We start from the raw sequence: 20,028 nt of genomic DNA, 5'->3' as shown, positions 1-20,028 counted from the left end.
AGCATTGCTGCAACACAAATCAACAATGGGTCAACTGACAATTGTGGAATAGCAACAATTGTTTTAAGCAAAATAGAGTTCCTTAGTGAGAATCTTGGTTTAAATACAGTTACTTTAACCGTAACCGACATTCACGGAAATACAAGTAGTCAAACAGCAACAGTAACGGTAAAAGATGATATGGTTCCAACAATCACGTCACCAAAAACAATAGTTGTAAATTGTGGGGCTTCCTTATTACCTAGCAATACAGGAATGGCAACAGCAACGGATAATAGTACGGAACCGGCTAAAATTTTTATTACCTATGCAGATAGTGCATTACCTTCTGTTTGTGGAGGAAACTTTACACGTATATGGACCGCTAAAGATGCATCAAACAACACTAGTTCAATTGAACAAGTAATTAGTATAATTCCTGCGGCTTTGCCAACAATGACAGCTCCGAATTCAGTTACGATTTCGATAGCTTGTGGATCAGAGCCAGAACCTAGTACTTTGTCTTTTACAAACGGATTAAGTGGAGATTGTCTGCTCAGCGGAACCTCATTAAATTCAACATTCGCCCTAGTTGAGAGCACATGTGGAGGAACCTATATAGAAACATGGACAGCAAGCGATGCATGTGGAAGAACTATTACTCCTGTTTCAAGAACTGTAACAGTTAATCAAAATATGGGTGCCGTTGAATCCTTTGTATTCTTCTCAGCAGAGGGAGCAGTTGGTAATACAGGAGTTTCTACCATTACCGGTAATATAGGTACAAGCATTGGAGCGATTACCGGATTTGGTTCACCAAGCACTGTTAGTGGTTCTACTGCTTATGCAAATGCAGCCACCACACAGGCAAAAAAAGATTTGCTTAACTTTTATATTCACTTAAGCAATATTCCAGTAACGGTTACTTCACATCCTGCCGTATTTGGAAACGGAGAAACCCTTAGTGCAGGAGTCTACTCAATCGGTGCCGCCGGATCATTAGCGGGAACCCTTACATTAAATGGAGAAAATAATCCGAATGCGCTGTTTATTTTTAAGTATAATGGAGCCTTTTCTGTAGCAGCCAGTTCAAAGCTAATCTTGACCAATGGGCTAAAAGCCTCAAATGTATTATGGATGGCCGAGGGTGCAATTTCTATTGGAGCATTAAGTGTGATGAAAGGAACTTTTCTTGCTCATACCGGAGCTGTTTCTATGGGAGCAGGAGGAGATCTTGAAGGAAGAATGGTTTCTACTACTGGGGCTGTTACTTTTGATTCCGGAAAGGCGTACTTACCGACTGATCTTAGTATGATTCCAATTATTTGTGTGAATACTTCTCTTAGCAATAATACCCTTTTGGGTAGTGCTGCCAAATTCACTCTCTTTACGGGAGCAGGAGCAGTTTCTAACTTAGCTATTTCAGGTATAATAGGAGATGTAGGAACAAATGCCGGATCGATTACTGGTTTTGAATCGTCAGCTACAACATTGGTTAATGATATTTACATTGCTAATGAGATCACTGTGCAAGCTAAAACAGATCTTGATAATGCCTATCAGCAGCTTTATTTAAAGCCAGGAATTTCCCTAATGCCTACACTTGCAGGTCTGACACTAACTCCGGGGGTTTATTCCATAAGTGGAGCAGGGACTTTGACAGGAACACTTACTCTAGATGGTCAAGGAGATCCTAATGCAGAATTTATAATTAAATTTGGAGGAGCCTTTTCAACAGGGGCACAGTCCAAGGTTAGTTTGATTAATGGAGCACGTTCTTGTAATGTATTTTGGGTATCGGAAGGCGCAATCTCTATGGGAGCCTCTAGTTTTATGAAAGGTACACTCATAGCACATAACGGAGCTATTTCAATGGGTGCTCGTGGCAATCTTGAAGGACGAATGCTATCTACTAGTGGAGCAATTAGTTTTAATACAGCGGTAGCATATACAAGTTACCTTAACTGTGTGAGAAATTCACCAGTATCAGCGTCAAAAAAGTCCTCAACTAGCAAATTACCAAATACTCTATTGAAGCTAGAAACTACAACATTAATCGCTTATCCAAATCCATTTACTACCAATACTACAGTAAGCTTTACCCTACCATATGAGGAAGCAAATGCTACTTTAGTAATTTATGATTTGAAGGGAACTATCATTCAGAGTTTGTATGATGGGTACGCTAATGCAAATCAGAAATATGAAGTTCAATTTGATAGAAAAAATATGTCAACTGGAATTTATATCTTCAGATTAATTACTTCAAAAGAAGCGAAAAGTTTTAAAGTTATTGTTCAATAGTCTGAATTTACAAAATTCATTTAATAGAAAGGGGTTATCTTTATTAGATAGCCTCTTTTTTTTTGATTTAAAAGGACTTATTTAACTAATAAATTTACATAATAAGAAATATTTAGAAAAGGATACATACTATCAATATGAATAGCCAAAGTGTAGGATTATATGATTAATTAATTTTAGCTCCCTAATACTATAATAGAGCAATTAAGTATCCAAAATATAAATAATAGTATAAGAAACCGAAATGAGATTAAGAAATAGGGTTTCTTCCATTAAAAAAATCTTCCAATCTATAGAGATTGGAAGATTTTTTATTTAGAATAGACTCAATTTACACTTTACCTAAAGTATATAGTTGTTCCATGGTAGGAGTCAAACTTCCGCCTGTGGGCTCTAATGTGATTCCAAAAGCTTCGGCTTCATTAGCATTATTCACAGCAAATAATTTTTGTTCATTCACATCAAAGTCTTTTAATAATCCGATGCTTGTAGGAGTCAACGGGCTTAATTTTAAGGCCCAAACTTGATATACCATTCCTTCTGGAGGTTCCGGTAATCCGGCAGCATCTATGTAAACTACTTTAGTGTCTTGATTCCAGTATACTTTTGCGGAGGATTCTGGGGCTACAGCTTGTCCTGCAAGAGGAACAACCGTATTTTTAGTATCTCTGACAACCGCTAAACTGGTTTTGATTGATGTATTTTTTAATTGTAAGTCGTTAAATTTCTTCTCTAATTTAGCGTTCTCAATTTCAGTATTGGCTACTTGCGAATTGGTTTGATCCAATTGATTGTATTGATAACCAATACCCACTAATAATAATACAGCTGCTGCCCAACCAATATAGTGCGACTTGTTTTTAGTAGGTTCCAATTGGATCACGCCACCGTGTTTAAGTTCTAGTTTGGCTTTGATTTTCTCATAATTAGCCACAGAATGAAACGGTGAAAAACTTGATGATAAAGCAACAATTGCTTTTTCAATAGCGATGATTTCCGCCTGTATTTCCGGATTGTTTTTTGCCATGGTGTTTACCTCTTCGTTTTCGGTTTCACTGAGTAAACCGTAAACATAGAGTTCCAGGATTCCTGATTCTATATATTCTTTTGTCTCCATTATACTTTCAAATAATTTCTTAAGTCATTAATACAATTCCTATTTTGTGTTTTTACTGTTCCTAAAGGAATTGCCAATTCGTCCGAAGCTTCCTGTTGGGTATAGCCTTTAAAAAACAGTAAATCTATTATTTGAATACACTTTGGTTTTAGTCTTTTTACAAATTCCTGTAAACCTATTGTATCCACTTTGTCAACCAGTTTAGAACTGTCTTCAAAATGATTTACGAAATTATCAGAGGAAAGGTTTTTTTGACTGTTATTAAAATTTTTAGAACGCAGTTTATCAATAGAAGTATTTCGGGCAATATTTAGAATCCAAGTGTAAAATCTTCCCTTGCTTTCATGATAGGAGTCAATGTTTTTCCAAATTTTTACAAATACATCCTGAAGTACATCTTCTGCTTCTTCTCTGTTTTTTACAAGAACATTAATAACCGAAAATAAACTTTTAGAATACATATCATATAAATGTGTAAATGCTCTCTCGTCTTTCTTGTAAATTAACACTAACAATTCTTCTTGGCTCATATCTTATAATTTTTCTACTACAAACTTATACATTCTTATTTACAAATGACATATTTTATGATTACCATCATTAAAATAAATTTTAAATTAAAATAATTGTATTTTTTTTAATACTGTAAGGTATTGTTTATCAATAATTTGGTAAAAATATTAGTTTTTTTTTATGTTTTTTAAAACCAAATCGAATACTTACCCGTAAATGATCGTATAAACTTTTAATTTTATCAAAATGAAAAAAACAAAAATGATTTTAGGTCTATCGCTAGTGGCGGTTTCAGGCTTAATTTTAGTAGCTGCGGATCACATTGATGCTCCATTAACAGCATCAGGAAGTGCTATTGATATTACTGATGTGTATGCTTTTCAAGGTCAAAACACTAGTAATTTAGTATTTGCTGTAAACACACAAGGATTGTTAAGTCCAGGTGCAACTGCTGCGGCAAAATTCGATGAAAACGTGATGATTGAAATCAACATTGATAATAATGGTGATAATGTAGAAGACCTAGTAATTCAAGCCATCAAAAGAGATGACAAAATGTACTTCTTTGGACCAGTTGCTCCAGGTACTACAGGAACTACAAGTACTATTAAAACGGCTGCTGCTTCAGGAAGTGTAACAATCTCATCTTATGGTGCTACAGCATTAACTGCTGAAAAAAATGGAATGAAATTTTTTGCTGGTCCAAGAGACGATCCATTTTTCTTTGATTTAGGTCAATTCAAAGCTATTCTTGCTGGTACTGCAACAGGATTTAATAGTCCAGGTGTAGATACTTTTGCAGGAACTAATGTTATGTCATTGATCGTAGAAGTTCCAAAAGCAATGTTAGGGACTTCAAACACAGTAAACGTTTGGGCTGAAACAAAGAAAAAACAATAATATTTTAAATTTAAATTATGAAATCGCAGATTCTCGATTTCTCAAAAAAACTTAAATACAAACATCATGAGTAAAACAAATAAATTCAAAATTATAACAATCGCACTAATAGCTGCAGTTGTTTCAGTAAATTGTGATAACGACGATTCAAACGGTAATCCTGAAGCTAGTCTTAATTTTACAGGAACATTCGTTCAGCAAGATCAAATGGCAAGACCAGCAATTAATACTGTTTTTATTGCTTCAGGACAGCCTAAAGATGATTTTAATGCTGCAATTCCTTCAGCAATGGGAGGTAAATATCAATCGATTTTTCAATCAAGATTATTGGCTCTAAATTCAGGTTTTACAACTAATGCCTTGGGACAAACTGCAGCTCAGTTTACAGGTCTTTTGTCTACAGATGTACTAAATGTATCAAAGATTGCTAAAACAACGTTCTTTGATGGAACAAATGTTTTAACAGGAAGAGCATTAGCAGATGATGTAATTGATGTAGAATTGTTGCTAATTTTTGGAGGGTCTGCTGGATCATCTAATCCTCGTCTTACTAAAGACAACGTAAATGCAAATGATAAAGCATTTGGAACAACTTTTCCTTACTTAGCTACTGCTTGGTAGTATTATTTTAAAAAAAACAGAGCGTTTACATGGTAATCTTCGCTCTGTTTTTTTTCAAAACAAACAAACAAACAAACAAACAAACAAACAAACAAACAAACAAAACGATTAGAGCATGAAAACTTTAAAAATAATCCCATTTTTAGTTTTCACAATCCTATTTATATTCGGTTGCGAGACTAAATCAAAACAAATTACGCATACAGAAGATTATAATAAATATTTGACAATAAAAGATAATAAATCATTGAGTTTTGCACAAAATGAAATTGATTTTTGGCAAAAAAAATTCGATGCAGCTCCCAACCAGATTAGTTATTTAAGTCAATTATCCTCTAACTACAGTACTCTTTTTGAATATACAGGCAATATCAGTCATTTGTATAAATCAGAAGAATTATTAACAAAATCGAATGAAGCGTATGATTACTCGAGAGTTTCAACCATTCGATCTTTGGCAAGAAATTATATTTCTCAACATCGTTTTAAAGAAGCATTGGCACTAGCTAATAAATCTTTAGCAATAGGGGAAGGGAAAAAAGAAACCCAAAAATTACTTTTTGACGTTCAAATGGAATTAGGAAACTATCCTGAAGCTATTAAAAATTTGAACGCTATTCGAGATATGACTGATTTTGATTATTTAATTCGCCTAGCAAAGTGGAATGATCATAAAGGTGATCTGGACACTGCAATAACTTTTATGGAAAAAGCTAGAGATATAGCTGAAAAATATGATAACAAGACATTAAAAATATGGTCTTATTCTAATTTAGGTGATTTTTACGGTCATGCGGGAAGAATTCAGGATTCGTACAATAGTTTCCTAAAGACGTTAGCGATTGATCCTAATTATTCTTACGCTTTAAAAGGTATTGCTTGGATTGTTTTTTCTAAAGAAAGAAATACAAAGGAAGCTATCCGAATTATTGATGCAATTGCAACAACTCATAATACGCCGGATTTTTACTTATTGAAATCTCAAATCGCTCAATTTGAAGGAAATAAAAGCGAAGAAATAAAAAATAGAAACGCTTATTTCTCGATGATGGAGAATAATAATTACGGGGCAATGTATAACAAATACAATGTTTTGATATACGCTGATGACAAACAAACGGCTCAAAAAGCATTGGAAATTGCTGAAATCGAAGTCAATCACAGACCTACAGCTGATTCTTATGATTTATTAGCTTGGTCATATTTGAACTTAGGTCAGCATGAAAAAGCATTACGCATTGCACAAAAACATGTGGTTGGAAAGTCATTTGAACCAAAAGTGCAGTACCATTTGGCCATGATTTACAAATCCAATAATTTAGCGCTCAAAACTAAACCTATTAAAGAAGAGTTGTTATCTAGTTTGTATGAACTAGGTCCTAATTTTGAACAAAAAGTGAATCAATTATAGCGTATGAAAAATATTGTTTTAGTTATGATTTTCCTTTTTGGGTTGTCTTCTTATGGCCAAATTCAAAAAGGAAAAATTTTAGATAGTGATGGAAATCCTGTTGAAAACGCTTATTTGGTAAATACAAATTCTGAAAGTCACTCACATACAAACGAATTTGGTGCTTTTAGTTTAGATAAAACTGTTGTGGGAGATGTTATAAAAATAACGGCGCTCGGATACAAAAAGTCAAATTTCACCATTATTTCTTCGGATGCTATTATTATTTTGGAAGATGATATATTTAGATTGAATGAAATTGTAATCCAACCGAAACTTTCGGCTATGAACGTTATTTCAAAAATTGATTTAGAAACGACACCAGTTAATTCTTCTCAGGAAATTTTGAGAAAAGTACCTGGACTATTTATTGGACAACATGCTGGTGGTGGTAAAGCAGAGCAAATATTTTTGAGAGGTTTTGATATCGATCATGGTACGGATATCGCCATTTCAGTAGATGGAATGCCAGTAAATATGGTTTCCCATGCACACGGTCAAGGATATGCTGATTTACACTTTGTAATACCGGAAACGGTAGAAAAAATAGATTTTGGAAAAGGAACGTATTATGCTAACAAAGGGGATTTTGCTACAGCAGGATACGTTGCCTTCCAAACCAAAGATAAGATAGCACAGAGTAGTATCGGATTAGAAGTAGGACAATTCAATACAACAAGAGCCGTAGGACTGTTTAACCTTTTGGGAAATCAAAAAACACAAAGTGCCTATATTGCAACAGAATATATATTAACAGATGGACCATTTGATTCCCCTCAGAATTTTAACAGAATTAATTTATTGGGAAAATATTCGGCTATTTTAAGTGATAATAGTAAATTTTCAATCTCAGCTTCTCGCTTTTCCAGCAAATGGGATGCTTCTGGACAAATACCACAACGGTTGATAGATAACGGAACGATTTCTAGATTTGGTGCTGTTGATGATACCGAAGGCGGAAAAACGTCTCGAACTAATTTTAATGCAAGTTTAAGCAAGCCTATAGATGAAAATACCTTCTTAAAAGCAAATGCTTTTTATTCAAATTATGAGTTTGAGTTGTATTCTAATTTTACTTTTTTCTTGAATGATCCAATTAACGGTGACCAGATCAAGCAAAAAGAAAATAGAGATATTTATGGAATGAATGCGGAATTGAACAAAAAAACTAAATTGAAGGATGTGGATGTATTGTTACAATTTGGAGTTGGCTTTCGTGCTGATGCCACGACAGACACAGAACTTTCACATACTTTGAATAGAAGAACTACAATAGAAAATCTTAAGTTAGGGGATATTGATCAGTCTAATATGTTTTCGTATTTGAATTCAGAATTCAATTTTGGTAAGCTGATGGTTAATCCGGCTATTCGATTGGATTATTTTAAATTCAATTATCAAGACAAGTTGACTGCGAATTACAAGACTCAATCTGTATTTAAATTTAAGTTTTCTCCAAAACTGAATTTTATTTATTCGCAAAACAACAATTTGCAGTTTTTCATAAAATCTGGAATGGGATTTCATTCGAATGATGCCCGAGTAGTCGTTCAAAATAGTGGGAAACAAATTTTACCAACGGCTGTAGGAACTGACATTGGTACTATTTGGAAACCATTTCCAAAGTTGATTCTTAACGCAGCACTATGGCATTTGTATTTAGAGCAGGAATTTGTTTACGTAGGTGATGCTGGAATAGTTGAACCAAGCGGACAATCAAGACGTATGGGAGCAGAGCTGGGGTTCCGTTATCAACTGAATGATTGGTTTTATTTTGATGCTGATGCCAATTATACATATGCCAGAAGTATTGATGAATCAAAAGGGCAAGATTACATTCCGTTAGCACCTGATTTTACCACTACAGGTGGGGTAAGTTTTCAAAAAATAAATGGTTTTTCTGGAGGAATACGGTATCGTTATTTAAAAAGTCGTCCAGCAAATGAGGATAATTCTATTGTTGCCAAGGGCTATTTTGTTTCGGATTTAAATGTTAATTATCAATATAAGAATGTAAATTTTGGGATAGCTGTTGAGAATATTTTTAATACAGAATGGAATGAAACACAATTTGCAACTGAATCAAGACTTCAGAATGAAACAGAAAGTGTTGAAGAAATTCACTTAACACCTGGAACACCTTTTTTTATGAAAGGAAAAATTACTTATACATTTTAATACCGCATAAAAGTTTGTTGTTTATTTGTTTGGAAGCCTGGGATTTTAATAATTCCAGGTTTCTTTTTTAACAGCCGTTTAACTGAAATAAATTTTTATGAGACAAATATTTGTTTTATTTTTATAAAAAATTCAAACTATGAAAAATCTAGTATTTATAGCCACTTGTGCTTTAATTTTATTTAGTTGCCAAAACCAGGCACAACCCAAAAAATCTGAAAAAAGTATGACTGCAACACCTATAGCCAAAGAGACGATATATCAATTCAAAGTAGAAGATTTATCAGGTAATACTTTTGATTTTTCTACCCTTAAAGGGAAAAAGATCATTATTGTAAATACAGCTTCAAAATGTGGGTATACGCCACAATATGAACAGTTAGAGGCTTTGTACAAAGAATATAAGGACAAAGGTTTAGTAGTAATAGGTTTTCCTGCAAATAATTTTGCTTCACAAGAACCTGGTACTAATGAAGATATTGCAACATTTTGTAAATTAAATTATGGAGTAACTTTTCCTATGATGGATAAAGTTTCTGTAAAAGGGGCAGATATGGCAGCAATTTATCAGTTTTTAACTCAAAAAGCCAAAAATGGATTACAAGATTCAGATGTAAAATGGAATTTTCAAAAATACTTAATTAATGAAAAAGGAGAGTTAGAAAAAGTATATCTTTCTGCAGTAGAACCTACTGATGAAAAAATTGTAAGTTGGGTGAAAGGATAATTTTGCCACTATGGTAACGTTACGAATTGATTTAAAATAGTATAATGAGATCCTCAATCAAATGAGAATCTCATTTTTTTTTTAAATAGTGAAGGGATTATTCAATTCTTCAATTTTCATCCAAAAAAATTAAGAGATATTCAGTATTGAACCTTAATATTGAATGTTGAACTGAAAGTAATACAGAGTATAAAAAATTAAATTTTTTCGTTTTTAAAAATTTCTGCAACAGCTGCTTCATAATTCCGTATGCTTTGCGCTTTTTTTATTTTTTTCAATACCTTATGTGGGTTTGAAAACGTAGCTGAAAAATATTCCCATAAATGGTACATTTTCAATAAAATATGTGTTGATCCAGAGAGTGATTCGCTATAAATAGCATACAATGTATCATGAAACGTACTGAATAGTTCCATTTTGTTTACAGGATATTCTGAAGTATTGTTTTTGATCATGCCTGGTAAAAAAGGATCCGAAATTAATCCTCTACCAATCATCCAGTGGTCAATGCTTGGAAATCGTTGTTGCATTTCATGAAATTTAGCCACTGAGGTTATATCACCATTGTAATACAGTTTATGCTTGGTCTTATCAACACATAGCTGAAACGCATCCAGATTTACGCCTCCTTTATACAGTTGCTTTCCAATGCGCGCATGAATCGCTATGTTTTTAATAGGATAGGTATCTAAAATAGGCAAAACATCAAGTATTTCTTCACTGTTTTCATAGCCCAAACGCATTTTCATTGACACAATAATGTCAGATTCAGAGTGTGCTCTGTGAAGAATAGTATTGATTTTTTCAGGATTACTGATCAAACCAGAGCCCATTCCAGATTTGGTCACCATAGGATATGGACACCCTAAATTCCAGTTTAATTCTTTATAACCCAATTCTCGGACATACTTGGCCACAAATAAAAATTCATCGGCATCGTTTGTTATCACTTGCGGAATTACTTCTAAATCAAGATTGTTTTCAGGAAGCAGGTCTCGTTCGTACGATGGTTTGATAACCATTTTACCATTTAAGCGGATGTAAGGAGAATAAAACGTATCAATTCCTCCAAAAATTTTGTTTTGTGCATTTCTAAAACGAAAGTCGGTAAATCCCTGAAGAGGCGATGAAAGTAAGGTGTAGTCCATGTAATTTTTAGTTGTGCAAATATACTACAAAGCTCAAGTCTTGAAGTCATAAAGTTTTTAAAGCCTCATATGTTGAATAAACGAACTTTATTTTAGTTCCAATTCAATTATTCTAAAATCAATTGCATGAAAACGGAGCTCAACCAACGGTCAAATTTATACCCGGATTCTTTTATAATACCAACGGTTTCAAAACCATATTTTTTATGAAAAGCAATACTACCTTTGTTTTCGGAATCAATAACGCCAATCATAGTGTGGTATTTTTGTTTTTTTGCCAATTGGATAAGTTCGGCCAATAATAATTTTCCAACGCCTTTTCCTAAAAATTCTTCCGCCACATAAACAGAATGTTCTACTGTAAAACGGTAGCCTATTTTATGACGAAAAGTTCCATAAGTAGCGTATCCAATTGTTCCGTTTTCAGTTTCGGCAACAATTACAGGTAAATCTTGGGCCAATTTATCTTCATACCACAATTTATGGGTTTCAAAATCACGTGGCTCATAATCATAAATAGAAGTACTGTGCAGTATTTGGTGATTGATGATTTCCAATATTGTATCTAAATCGGTAAAAACAGCCGGTCTTATTTTGATTTCCATATAGAATTTATTTTCCTTCAAATTTAAGAAAACTATTTAAGATTAGAGAAAAACCTTTGCAACTTTGTATCTTTGTTTCTTTGAAACTAAAACAATGATTTACCCCAAAATACCTTTAGCACAAAGCATTATTGAAATTTGTTTGTCCAAAGGAATCACCACCATAATTATTTCCCCAGGTTCTAGAAATGCACCGTTAACAATAGGTTTTGTGAGTAATCCCGCCTTTCAATGTTACAGTATTGCTGACGAACGTGCGGCTGCTTTTTTTGCATTAGGAATTGCGCAACAAACGAAACAGCCCGTAGCTTTGGTGTGTACATCGGGTTCCGCTTTACTGAATTATTATCCGGCTTTTGCCGAGGCATTTTACAGTCAGATACCTATGATTGTGATTTCGGCGGATCGACCGCAAAGCAAAATTGATATTGGCGACGGCCAAACCATCCGACAGGAAAATGTGTTTGAAAATCATTCGTTGTTTAATGCTAATTTGCATGAGGCTGTTTCGACCGAAAATGATTTAAAAATAAATGAGGCGATTGATACAGCAATTACTCAAAAAGGTCCTGTTCACATCAATGCACCTTTCGAAGAGCCTTTGTATGAAACCGTTTCAGCCCTTTCAGTCGAAGTGAATAGTATCGCTTTTGCAAATGCTACTCAGACAATTTCCGTCAAAGATGTTCAGGAATATGCAACGATTTGGAACAATTCCACTAAAAAAATGATTTTGGTTGGCGTGAATGAACCAAATGCAATCAATTCAAATATTATTGACGCTTTTGCGAAAGACGAATCGGTTGTAGTTTTGACTGAAACGACTTCTAACCTGCATCATCCTACTTTTATAAACAATATAGATACGATAATTACACCTTTTACGAATGATGATTTTGAGAATTTTCGTCCAGAAATTTTAATCACTTTTGGCGGAATGGTCGTTTCTAAACGAATCAAAGCTTTTTTAAGAAAATACAAACCAAAACACCATTGGCATATTGATTCTTGGAGAGCGTATGATACTTTTGGTGCTTTGACCAAACATTTTGAAGTAGCTCCAAATGTGTTTTTTGATGCTTTTTTGCCACTTACCAGTTCTATAGAAAGTGATTATTTCAAGCAATTAGATACTGTAAAAGTGTTGCGAAAGCTAAAAAGTGAAATGTATTTAGACAAAATTCCTTTTTCGGATTTTAAAGTTTTTGAAAAAGTAATGCAGTGTTTGCCAACAAACAGCCAATTGCAAATCAGTAATAGTTCAGCCATTCGATATGCGCAATTAATAGACATTCATCCTTCGATTGAAGTATATTGCAATCGCGGTACCAGCGGAATCGATGGAAGTACCTCTACGGCTATTGGTGCAGCTGTTGCCAATGACAAACAGACTATCTTTATAACAGGAGATGTTGGTTTTTTGTATGACAGCAATGCGTTATGGAACAATTATATCCCAAAAAACTTTAAGATTATTCTAATCAATAACGGTGGTGGCGGAATTTTTAGGATTTTACCAGGACATGAAGAAAGTCCAGTTTTTAATACATTCTTTGAAACTTCTCATTGTTTAACTGCGGAACATTTGGCTAAAATGTATGGTTTTGAATATAGTATTGCCAGCGATGAAGCAAATTTAGCAACAAGTTTGACTGCTTTGTATGCTCAAAATGATAGGCCGAGTATTTTGGAAATTTTCACACCCACTTTGAAAAACGACAGTATTTTACTGCAATATTTTAAAGAATTGATCTAATTAATTTTTGATGTTCGTTAAAATGGATCATTAAATTTAATAGTATTAGAAGTTATTATCAAACAGTAACTTTTTTTGTATAAGTGCAAGAGACGAATTAACTAAAGGGTATACAGCTGATTTTATAGACAAATGTGTCGTAAATCCAGATATCGATTTGTTGACAAAAGTTACTATTGGTTGTGGTCCGTCAATTTATAAAGATGATTTGGAACATTGGCCGGAACTCAGCAATTTCAATTGGACACAGTAAAAAACAACTTCTTAATCAAGTAATTAAGACATGCCCATGGAACCGAAACTAGATGCAGCAATAGTTACAGTTATGTAAATATACCTCGCTCAAAAGAAATAAATACAGAGCGGTAATTTATTAGTTATTTACAGTTCCCTTCAAAAAATAGAGTGTTTACAAGTAGTATTTAATTTGTAAATAGTATTCATAAAAAAAGCGTTTGCCGAGGCAAACGCTTTTTTGTTTAGTATTTGAACGATTTTTAACGAATTGGTACTGGAAAAACGGGTAAACTGGAATGCCCTAATGCATCAACTGTTTGAATAGCAAAGAAAAAGTTGTCTTTAGAATATGGGATTTCAGCTTTTGTGTCTTTTACAAAAATTGTTTTTTCCCAATGTTGTGATGACGTTTCTCTGATAAGAATGTTATACCCATAAACTAATTTTCCTTGAGGTGCAGTCCATACTAAAGTAGAAAAATTAGTCAGGTCCTTTACTTCAATCCCTACGTTTGTTGGCGCTTTTGGAGACCAAGCCAAATTACTGAATGTAGCCAAGTTAGAACAGGTTACTTTCTTCATGTATTCAAAGTCCATAAACTCGGTAAGATCGCCGTACTGGATATTGTTTTCTTTTCTTACGTTTTGATGTTGGTGATCGTAGTTTTCATTCATTTCGCAAAAACGAATGGCTGTAAATCCATTTTGGCTGAAAGGAGTATGATCGCCACCACGTAAGAAACGGTCGTTGCGATAGACTAAATTAATGTCTAGTTGCTCTACATATTGATTGGTAACCGTTTTAATGTAACGGGCTAATTGTCTCGATGGACTGTCATTATCACGATTGGTTGATTTACGTATTTTTGATTCGGCTTCCGTTTCTAAGAATGGAATTGTTTCACTGAAAACGCGTACTTTAGTATTGTCACGCAATAAAGTTCCGCTGGACAAACTGTTTCCAATCATGTCATTATTGATCATCGCAATAACATTCCATTTTCCATCTTTGGCAACATCTGCTAAATGTTTGGCTCCGTACAGTCCTTGTTCTTCACCAACTACAGCTACAAAAATTAGTGTAAAAGGAAATTGTTTTTGGCTCATAATTCGGGCAAGTTCCATCATGGCAGCTACTCCTGAAGCATCATCATTAGCACCTGGCGCATCTGATTTGGCATCCATTACATCTGAAGCACGGGAATCTAAATGGCCGCTTATAATCAATACACGATCGTCTGTAGGATCCGTTCCTTTTAAAGTTGCCATAACATTACCCAACTGGCTGTCGGTTGCAATACGTCTTCCATCGGCTTTGATGGTGAAAAAGTCAATGACAGAAGTTAGTCTTCCGCCAGAGGCTAAAGCATATTTATCAAATTCTGATTTCACCCAGCGTTGCGCCGCGCCAATGCCGCGTGTGTTACTTTTTGTATCACTTAAGGTATGTCGGGTTCCAAAAGATACTAGTTTGCGAACTGTAGCTTCCATATTTTCCGATTTTACTTCGGCAACCATTTTTTTTATTTCCGGGTCATCGACGGTGGTTTGTGCGTAATTGCTATGAGAAATGAATAGTAGTAGGAATAAACAAAGAATTGAGGTTGGTTTCATTAATAGTATTTTTTAGTTTTTTCAAAGTTAGTAAAAAGAAAAGGAAATTGTGGGGAAATTAGATTTTAGGATTTGTTTATTCTTAGTACCTTCAAGACGATTATAAATAATCATTTTGAAAAATAAAACGGCCTAATCTAGCCCCGATGGAAGCAAGTATCCCACGCTTTAGGGAGTGGATACTGCGGACAGCGGGACAACTCGAGATAAAACAATGGAAAGTTATGCTCCTAAAAAAGAAAATTCCCATTGCATTTGAGCTTTGTTTTTTTGTGGACAGTTTCTTAATTTACTATTTTCAAACTTCGTACCTTTGCGTTTTAGAAATTGAAAGAAAATGATTGAAATAGGAAAATACAATACGCTTACCATATTACGCGATACCAAAGTGGGTTTGTTTCTGGGAAATCCAGAACAAGATCCTGAAGGAATTCATGACATTCTGCTGCCTAACAAATACGTGCCAAACGAATTTGAAATAGGGGAGGAGTTGATTGTTTTTGTGTATTTGGATCACGAAGAAAGACCAGTTGCCACGACATTAGAGCCGTATATATTATTGAATGAATTTGCGCTTTTGCGTGTAAATTATACCAATCAGATTGGTGCTTTTATGGATTGGGGAATGGAAAAAGATATTTTGGTTCCATTTAAAGAGCAGGCGCGCCCTATGGAAAAAGGAAAACGCTACTTGGTGTACCTTTATATGGACGAAAAAACCAATCGTTTGGTCGCTTCCAGTAAATTGAATCAGTTTTTAAAAAATGATCACCTTACGGTTGAAAAAGGCGAAGAGGTAGATTTAATCGTTTCTCATATTACTGAATTGGGAATTAACGTGATCATCAACGAAAAGTACAAAGGCTTGATGTACAAAGATGAAGTCTATGATGATGCGATTCGTACGGGAGACCGCATGCGAGGATACATCAAAACGATTCGACCTGATAATAAAATTGATGTGGCATTGCAGGTACAAGGATATCAAAGTATCGAACCGAATGCAGAGAAAATTCTTGATGAGTTGAGAGCCAGTAGAGGTTTCTTGCGTTTGACTGATAATTCGCATCCGGAAGACATTAAAACGGTTTTGAAAATGAGTAAGAAAACTTTTAAGAAAGCGATTGGTGCTTTGTATCGAGAGAAATTAATCGAAATCAAGGAAGACGGAATTTACTTGATTAAGGAATAAAAAAAGAAAGACTAATCGTAACGGTTAGTCTTTCTCTTTTTAATGCTGTTTTAGAATATTAAATTCGAGCAGCACTAAAATAAATTTGAAGTTAAAGTAGCTTTATCCGCCTTTAAGAACAATAGTATGCTCTATACTATTTTAAAAATATTGATTTAAGCGTAAAGTACTTTAAAGAATAGTATGTCTTTAAATGTACAATCACTTGCTTACGAGTTAAGAAATAATTTCACGATAAGGCCGTTGGTTTTGTATATATTGGAAGATAATTTTCTAAAACAATTGTTTATTAATGTCTCGCTTTTGCAAGAACAAGAAAAATAGCTCTTTGTTTTAACCGTAGGTGTTACTTTTTATTTTTTACTGCTGGGGCAAATGGTTGTTGCATTAACTCGTTAATCGGGGCTTTGAAAATATTTTTATAAGTTATTACCGTAGAAAAAGGAGCGACAACATTTTTAATGGTATTCAATACATTATTTTTTAGGTTAATAAATCAGTGAAGAATCAATAATTAATCAAGATAAATAATATTGTATTAATCTGATTAGCTTGATCTAAAATTAAAAATAATTTGAATTGGCTACTGTTAAAATGCTGTTTTTTAATTATTTTTTAACGTTTTGAAGCCTTTAATCAGAGAAGGATTACCATAAGCTTGGCTAAATAGAATAGATAAAATGTAAAAAATGATTTATTTTTACACTAAAATAATTTAAATCAATTGTAATGGATTGGATCACTGCTAAAGAATACGAAGATATCACTTATAAGAAATGCAATGGCGTTGCCAGAATTGCGTTCAACAGACCAGATGTGCGCAATGCGTTTCGTCCAAAAACAACTGCCGAATTGTATAATGCCTTTTATGATGCACAGGAAGACACATCAATAGGAGTAGTTTTACTTTCTGCTGAAGGGCCTTCTTCTAAAGATGGCGTGTATTCTTTTTGCAGTGGTGGCGATCAAAACGCACGTGGACATCAAGGCTACGTGGGTGATGACGGACAGCATCGTTTGAACATCTTAGAAGTTCAACGTTTAATCCGATTTATGCCAAAAGTTGTTATTGCTGTGGTTCCCGGTTGGGCTGTAGGTGGCGGACACAGTTTGCATGTGGTATGCGATTTGACTTTGGCAAGTAAAGAACACGCTATTTTTAAACAAACAGATGCTGATGTAACGAGTTTTGACGGTGGTTATGGTTCTGCTTATTTAGCCAAAATGGTTGGGCAGAAAAAAGCACGCGAAATTTTCTTTTTAGGGCGTAATTATTCGGCTCAGGATGCTATGGATATGGGAATGGTAAATGCTGTGATTCCGCATGCAGAATTAGAAGATACAGCTTATGAATGGGCACAGGAAATTTTGCAAAAATCACCAATGGCTATTAAAATGCTAAAATTTGCCATGAATCTTACGGATGACGGAATGGTGGGACAACAGGTTTTTGCTGGTGAAGCCACAAGACTTGCGTATATGACTGAAGAAGCCAAAGAAGGCAGAAATGCATTCCTCGAGAAAAGAAAGCCGAATTTTGAGAAAAAATGGTTGCCATAAAAAAGCTTAAGGTTTAAGGTTTAAAGTTGTTTCGATCAAGAACTTTAAACTTTTTAATCCTTAAACTTTAAACTAAAATTTACAAATGGAAAATTTCACAAACGAAACGATTGATATGCGCCAACTTCCTAAATTTGAGGAAGTCATTTTTACGAATTTGCATCCTAAATATTTAAGAGTGGTTTTACTGAATATTGCCATAATTATAGGAATACTTATTCTTGTTCCGGTATTAATTTCTATTTTTAAGCCAGAGCTGTTTTCAGGAAGAGTCTGGTTGATTTTAGGAATTGTAATTCCGATACTTTCACTTTTGATTATTGTATTTTCTTATATTGGATTCCAAAAAAAAGGATTTGCATTTAGGGAACACGATGTGCTTTTTAGACACGGAATTATTGCTACAAACACCATCATAATTCCTTATAATAGAGTGCAACATGTAGCGTTGCATGAAGGATTGATTTCACGTTATTTTGGTCTGGCCAAAATAGAAATTTTTACTGCCGGCGGTAGTTCTAGTGATATTGAAATCCCCGGAATCGAGAAGGAACAAGCCGAAAATATCAAGCAATTGTTGATGAGGAAAATACAAAAGCAGCTGTAATGGGAGCTGATTTTAGCCAGCCTCAAAGGCAATCTGTAATAGGGATTTTAGTGATGTTTTTTTATACGCTTCAGCAATATGCAAGAGCCTTGTGGCCTATGATTGTGATTTGGATTTTCAAGTTTGACGAGGTTAATAAATTGTATTTTTTCCTTGGGATGACAACTGTCTTTGTAAGTATTGGAGTTGTTTCCTATTTAAAATACCTGAATTTTACTTTCTTTTTGGATGCCGAAAATGAAGAATTCATTATTACGGATGGCGTTTTCAATAAAACCAAAACTGCGATTCAATTGCGTAAAATCCAACAGGTAAATATCAATCAGTCTTTTATTCAAAAGTTAATTGGTGTTTATGAATTGGATGTAGACACTGCCGGAAGTACTAAAAAAGAAGGCGCTATCAAAGCGATTTCGCATGAACTGGCTTTAGAACTGAAATTCCGTTTGTTGGAAAATGAAGAAACGCAGCATACAATTGGAACTGAAGAAACTTCATTGGAGGAAACCGAGCAAAAACTATTTGAAGGGGCGCATCCTTTCATAAAAATAAGTTTTTTGAGTTTACTGAAAGTAGGAGTAACTTCTAATTATGGTAGAAGTATTGCTTTATTGGTGATTTTTTTTAGTACGATTTACGAGAATTTTCAAAATTTTGGAGACGAAAGTAATGTTTACAAAGAAAAAGTAGGGTCTTACATCGATAAAAACTTAGTGTTGCAAACTATTTTAATATCTATATTGTTATTGTTTGGAATTGTATTAGTTGTAAATATAATACGAATCGTTTTCAAATATTATGATTATAAAATAACCCGACAAAAAGGGTCTTTGCTATTGTCTTTTGGGTTGTTGAATTCGAAAAGCACCATCATCAAACCTGAAAAAGTTCAGATTACAACCGTTACCAGAAATTATTTCCAGAAGAAAATGGGAATTCTGGAACTAAAAATCAAACAAGCAACCGGTGGAGAAAAGGAAGAACGAAAATCAGTAATAGAAATTCCAGGATGCAATGAGACTGAGAGAGATTCGATATTGAAATTATTGTTTCATAAAATTCCTGAAAAAGGATTAATGCTTCAGCCTAATTTTCGTAAACTTGTTTTTTCTGTTTTTCTTTCAATAGGATTACCTTTGTTGGGATTTTTGGCGATTGGGTATTGGCTTGAACCAGTATTTTTTGAATACGGTTATGTAGTACCGGTTTATGTAGTTATTATTGGATTAATCCAATATTTTAAATTTAAAAATGACCGATTATTCATCCATGAGCATTTTATAATAAAACAAAGTGGCGCTTGGGATGTGAGCAATGCTATTATTGACCCCAGTAAAATACAAGCGATTACAACGTCGCAGCTTTTCTGGCATAAAAAGTTGGATATTGGTTCCATAATATTGCATACTGCAGGAGGAAATATCACTTTTCAGTTAGGGAATTATTCAATAGTAAAACGACAAGTCAACCTTTGGTTGTACGAAATAGAAACTTCCGATAGTAATTGGATGTAAACAAAAT

At 34.1% G+C, this 20,028-nt stretch carries 17 protein-coding genes and 1 pseudogene; 12 read left to right on the top strand and 6 right to left on the bottom strand.

Features of this window, described 5'->3' with window-relative positions; all coding sequences use genetic code 11:
- Window positions 1–2,283 (top strand): ice-binding family protein (locus AC0608_RS09405; RefSeq protein WP_478288877.1); only part of this gene is annotated, 2,283 nt, incomplete at its 5' end.
- A gap of 331 nt (window positions 2,284–2,614) precedes the next feature.
- On the opposite strand, the gene AC0608_RS09400 is transcribed toward AC0608_RS09405, so the two are convergent.
- Together AC0608_RS09400 and AC0608_RS09395 are read right to left on the bottom strand one after the other, a co-directional pair.
- Window positions 2,615–3,400, bottom strand: a complete 786-nt coding sequence (locus AC0608_RS09400) for an anti-sigma factor (protein WP_478288876.1) — start codon at window positions 3,398–3,400, stop codon at window positions 2,615–2,617.
- Window positions 3,400–3,930: an RNA polymerase sigma factor gene (locus AC0608_RS09395; RefSeq protein WP_417959707.1), complete on the bottom strand. Its 531-nt coding sequence runs from the start codon at window positions 3,928–3,930 to the stop codon at window positions 3,400–3,402. Before AC0608_RS09395 ends, AC0608_RS09400 begins: the two co-directional genes overlap by 1 nt.
- 229 nt (window positions 3,931–4,159) lie before the next feature.
- On the opposite strand from AC0608_RS09395, the gene AC0608_RS09390 reads away from it, so the two are divergent.
- From AC0608_RS09390 to AC0608_RS09370, 5 genes are all read left to right on the top strand, one after another.
- Entirely contained in the window at window positions 4,160–4,813 is a 654-nt protein-coding gene (locus AC0608_RS09390) for a DUF4331 family protein (RefSeq protein ID WP_417999540.1), read from the top strand.
- 66 nt (window positions 4,814–4,879) lie between these two features.
- The gene (locus tag AC0608_RS09385; protein ID WP_417959710.1) at window positions 4,880–5,434 is read left to right on the top strand and encodes a DUF4331 family protein; all 555 of its coding nucleotides are present in this window, start codon (window positions 4,880–4,882) and stop codon (window positions 5,432–5,434) included.
- 115 nt (window positions 5,435–5,549) lie between these two features.
- Window positions 5,550–6,845 carry a tetratricopeptide repeat protein gene (locus AC0608_RS09380; protein ID WP_478288875.1) on the top strand — a complete coding sequence of 432 codons (1,296 nt, stop codon included), beginning with the start codon at window positions 5,550–5,552 and terminating at the stop codon, window positions 6,843–6,845.
- Between the two features lie 3 nt (window positions 6,846–6,848).
- Window positions 6,849–9,062, top strand: coding sequence for a TonB-dependent receptor (locus AC0608_RS09375; RefSeq protein ID WP_478288874.1), 2,214 nt, complete (start codon window positions 6,849–6,851; stop codon window positions 9,060–9,062).
- Between the two features lie 139 nt (window positions 9,063–9,201).
- The gene (locus AC0608_RS09370) at window positions 9,202–9,789 is read left to right on the top strand and encodes a glutathione peroxidase (RefSeq protein WP_417997341.1); all 588 of its coding nucleotides are present in this window, start codon (window positions 9,202–9,204) and stop codon (window positions 9,787–9,789) included.
- A gap of 197 nt (window positions 9,790–9,986) precedes the next feature.
- Here AC0608_RS09370 and AC0608_RS09365 read toward each other — a convergent pair whose 3' ends face one another.
- Together AC0608_RS09365 and AC0608_RS09360 are read right to left on the bottom strand one after the other, a co-directional pair.
- A complete protein-coding gene (locus tag AC0608_RS09365; protein ID WP_478288873.1) occupies window positions 9,987–10,937 on the bottom strand; it encodes a tRNA dihydrouridine synthase in 951 nt (316 codons plus the stop codon).
- A gap of 107 nt (window positions 10,938–11,044) precedes the next feature.
- Window positions 11,045–11,542 carry a GNAT family N-acetyltransferase gene (locus AC0608_RS09360; RefSeq protein ID WP_417959718.1) on the bottom strand — a complete coding sequence of 166 codons (498 nt, stop codon included), beginning with the start codon at window positions 11,540–11,542 and terminating at the stop codon, window positions 11,045–11,047.
- Window positions 11,543–11,636: 94 nt separating this feature from the next.
- Between AC0608_RS09360 and menD the strand changes: the two genes are divergently transcribed.
- Together menD and AC0608_RS09350 are read left to right on the top strand one after the other, a co-directional pair.
- On the top strand, window positions 11,637–13,298 hold the full coding sequence (gene menD, locus AC0608_RS09355) for a 2-succinyl-5-enolpyruvyl-6-hydroxy-3-cyclohexene-1-carboxylic-acid synthase (protein ID WP_478288872.1): 1,662 nt from the start codon (window positions 11,637–11,639) through the stop codon (window positions 13,296–13,298).
- 79 nt (window positions 13,299–13,377) lie between these two features.
- Window positions 13,378–13,675: pseudogene (locus AC0608_RS09350) on the top strand (DUF2853 family protein).
- Between the two features lie 120 nt (window positions 13,676–13,795).
- On the opposite strand, the gene AC0608_RS09345 reads toward AC0608_RS09350, so the two are convergent.
- Window positions 13,796–15,148: a M20/M25/M40 family metallo-hydrolase gene (locus AC0608_RS09345; protein WP_478288871.1), complete on the bottom strand. Its 1,353-nt coding sequence runs from the start codon at window positions 15,146–15,148 to the stop codon at window positions 13,796–13,798.
- 337 nt (window positions 15,149–15,485) lie between these two features.
- Between AC0608_RS09345 and AC0608_RS09340 the strand changes: the two genes are divergently transcribed.
- Window positions 15,486–16,340 (top strand): CvfB family protein, encoded by an 855-nt coding sequence (locus AC0608_RS09340; protein ID WP_417960183.1) that lies wholly within the window; start codon window positions 15,486–15,488, stop codon window positions 16,338–16,340.
- Window positions 16,341–16,686: 346 nt separating this feature from the next.
- Here AC0608_RS09340 and AC0608_RS09335 read toward each other — a convergent pair whose 3' ends face one another.
- Window positions 16,687–16,812: a hypothetical protein gene (locus AC0608_RS09335; protein ID WP_478288870.1), complete on the bottom strand. Its 126-nt coding sequence runs from the start codon at window positions 16,810–16,812 to the stop codon at window positions 16,687–16,689.
- Between the two features lie 257 nt (window positions 16,813–17,069).
- Between AC0608_RS09335 and AC0608_RS09330 the strand changes: the two genes are divergently transcribed.
- From AC0608_RS09330 to AC0608_RS09320, 3 genes are all read left to right on the top strand, one after another.
- Window positions 17,070–17,900: a 1,4-dihydroxy-2-naphthoyl-CoA synthase gene (locus AC0608_RS09330; protein WP_091170323.1), complete on the top strand. Its 831-nt coding sequence runs from the start codon at window positions 17,070–17,072 to the stop codon at window positions 17,898–17,900.
- A gap of 85 nt (window positions 17,901–17,985) precedes the next feature.
- Window positions 17,986–18,507 carry a PH domain-containing protein gene (locus tag AC0608_RS09325; protein ID WP_478288869.1) on the top strand — a complete coding sequence of 174 codons (522 nt, stop codon included), beginning with the start codon at window positions 17,986–17,988 and terminating at the stop codon, window positions 18,505–18,507.
- A complete protein-coding gene (locus tag AC0608_RS09320) occupies window positions 18,507–20,021 on the top strand; it encodes a PH domain-containing protein (protein WP_478288868.1) in 1,515 nt (504 codons plus the stop codon). The genes AC0608_RS09325 and AC0608_RS09320 overlap by 1 nt, the downstream gene beginning before the upstream one ends.
- Window positions 20,022–20,028 lie beyond the last annotated feature (7 nt).

This window comes from Flavobacterium sp. GNP008 (assembly GCF_056428965.1).
The sequence above is the reverse complement of the archived record's forward strand: the minus strand, read 5'-3'. Positions and strand labels throughout refer to the sequence as shown.

What these genes read in the sequence shown, in the direction of transcription:
- AC0608_RS09400 (WP_478288876.1), bottom strand. Translation starts at nt 3,400, where the DNA reads ATGGAGACAAAAGAATATATAGAATCAGGAATCCTGGAACTCTATGTT.
- AC0608_RS09395 (WP_417959707.1), bottom strand. Translation starts at nt 3,930, where the DNA reads ATGAGCCAAGAAGAATTGTTAGTGTTAATTTACAAGAAAGACGAGAGA.
- AC0608_RS09390 (WP_417999540.1), top strand. Translation starts at nt 4,160, where the DNA reads ATGAAAAAAACAAAAATGATTTTAGGTCTATCGCTAGTGGCGGTTTCA.
- AC0608_RS09385 (WP_417959710.1), top strand. Translation starts at nt 4,880, where the DNA reads ATGAGTAAAACAAATAAATTCAAAATTATAACAATCGCACTAATAGCT.
- AC0608_RS09380 (WP_478288875.1), top strand. Translation starts at nt 5,550, where the DNA reads ATGAAAACTTTAAAAATAATCCCATTTTTAGTTTTCACAATCCTATTT.
- AC0608_RS09375 (WP_478288874.1), top strand. Translation starts at nt 6,849, where the DNA reads ATGAAAAATATTGTTTTAGTTATGATTTTCCTTTTTGGGTTGTCTTCT.
- AC0608_RS09370 (WP_417997341.1), top strand. Translation starts at nt 9,202, where the DNA reads ATGAAAAATCTAGTATTTATAGCCACTTGTGCTTTAATTTTATTTAGT.
- AC0608_RS09365 (WP_478288873.1), bottom strand. Translation starts at nt 10,937, where the DNA reads ATGGACTACACCTTACTTTCATCGCCTCTTCAGGGATTTACCGACTTT.
- AC0608_RS09360 (WP_417959718.1), bottom strand. Translation starts at nt 11,542, where the DNA reads ATGGAAATCAAAATAAGACCGGCTGTTTTTACCGATTTAGATACAATA.
- menD (WP_478288872.1), top strand. Translation starts at nt 11,637, where the DNA reads ATGATTTACCCCAAAATACCTTTAGCACAAAGCATTATTGAAATTTGT.
- AC0608_RS09345 (WP_478288871.1), bottom strand. Translation starts at nt 15,148, where the DNA reads ATGAAACCAACCTCAATTCTTTGTTTATTCCTACTACTATTCATTTCT.
- AC0608_RS09340 (WP_417960183.1), top strand. Translation starts at nt 15,486, where the DNA reads ATGATTGAAATAGGAAAATACAATACGCTTACCATATTACGCGATACC.
- AC0608_RS09330 (WP_091170323.1), top strand. Translation starts at nt 17,070, where the DNA reads ATGGATTGGATCACTGCTAAAGAATACGAAGATATCACTTATAAGAAA.
- AC0608_RS09325 (WP_478288869.1), top strand. Translation starts at nt 17,986, where the DNA reads ATGGAAAATTTCACAAACGAAACGATTGATATGCGCCAACTTCCTAAA.
- AC0608_RS09320 (WP_478288868.1), top strand. Translation starts at nt 18,507, where the DNA reads ATGGGAGCTGATTTTAGCCAGCCTCAAAGGCAATCTGTAATAGGGATT.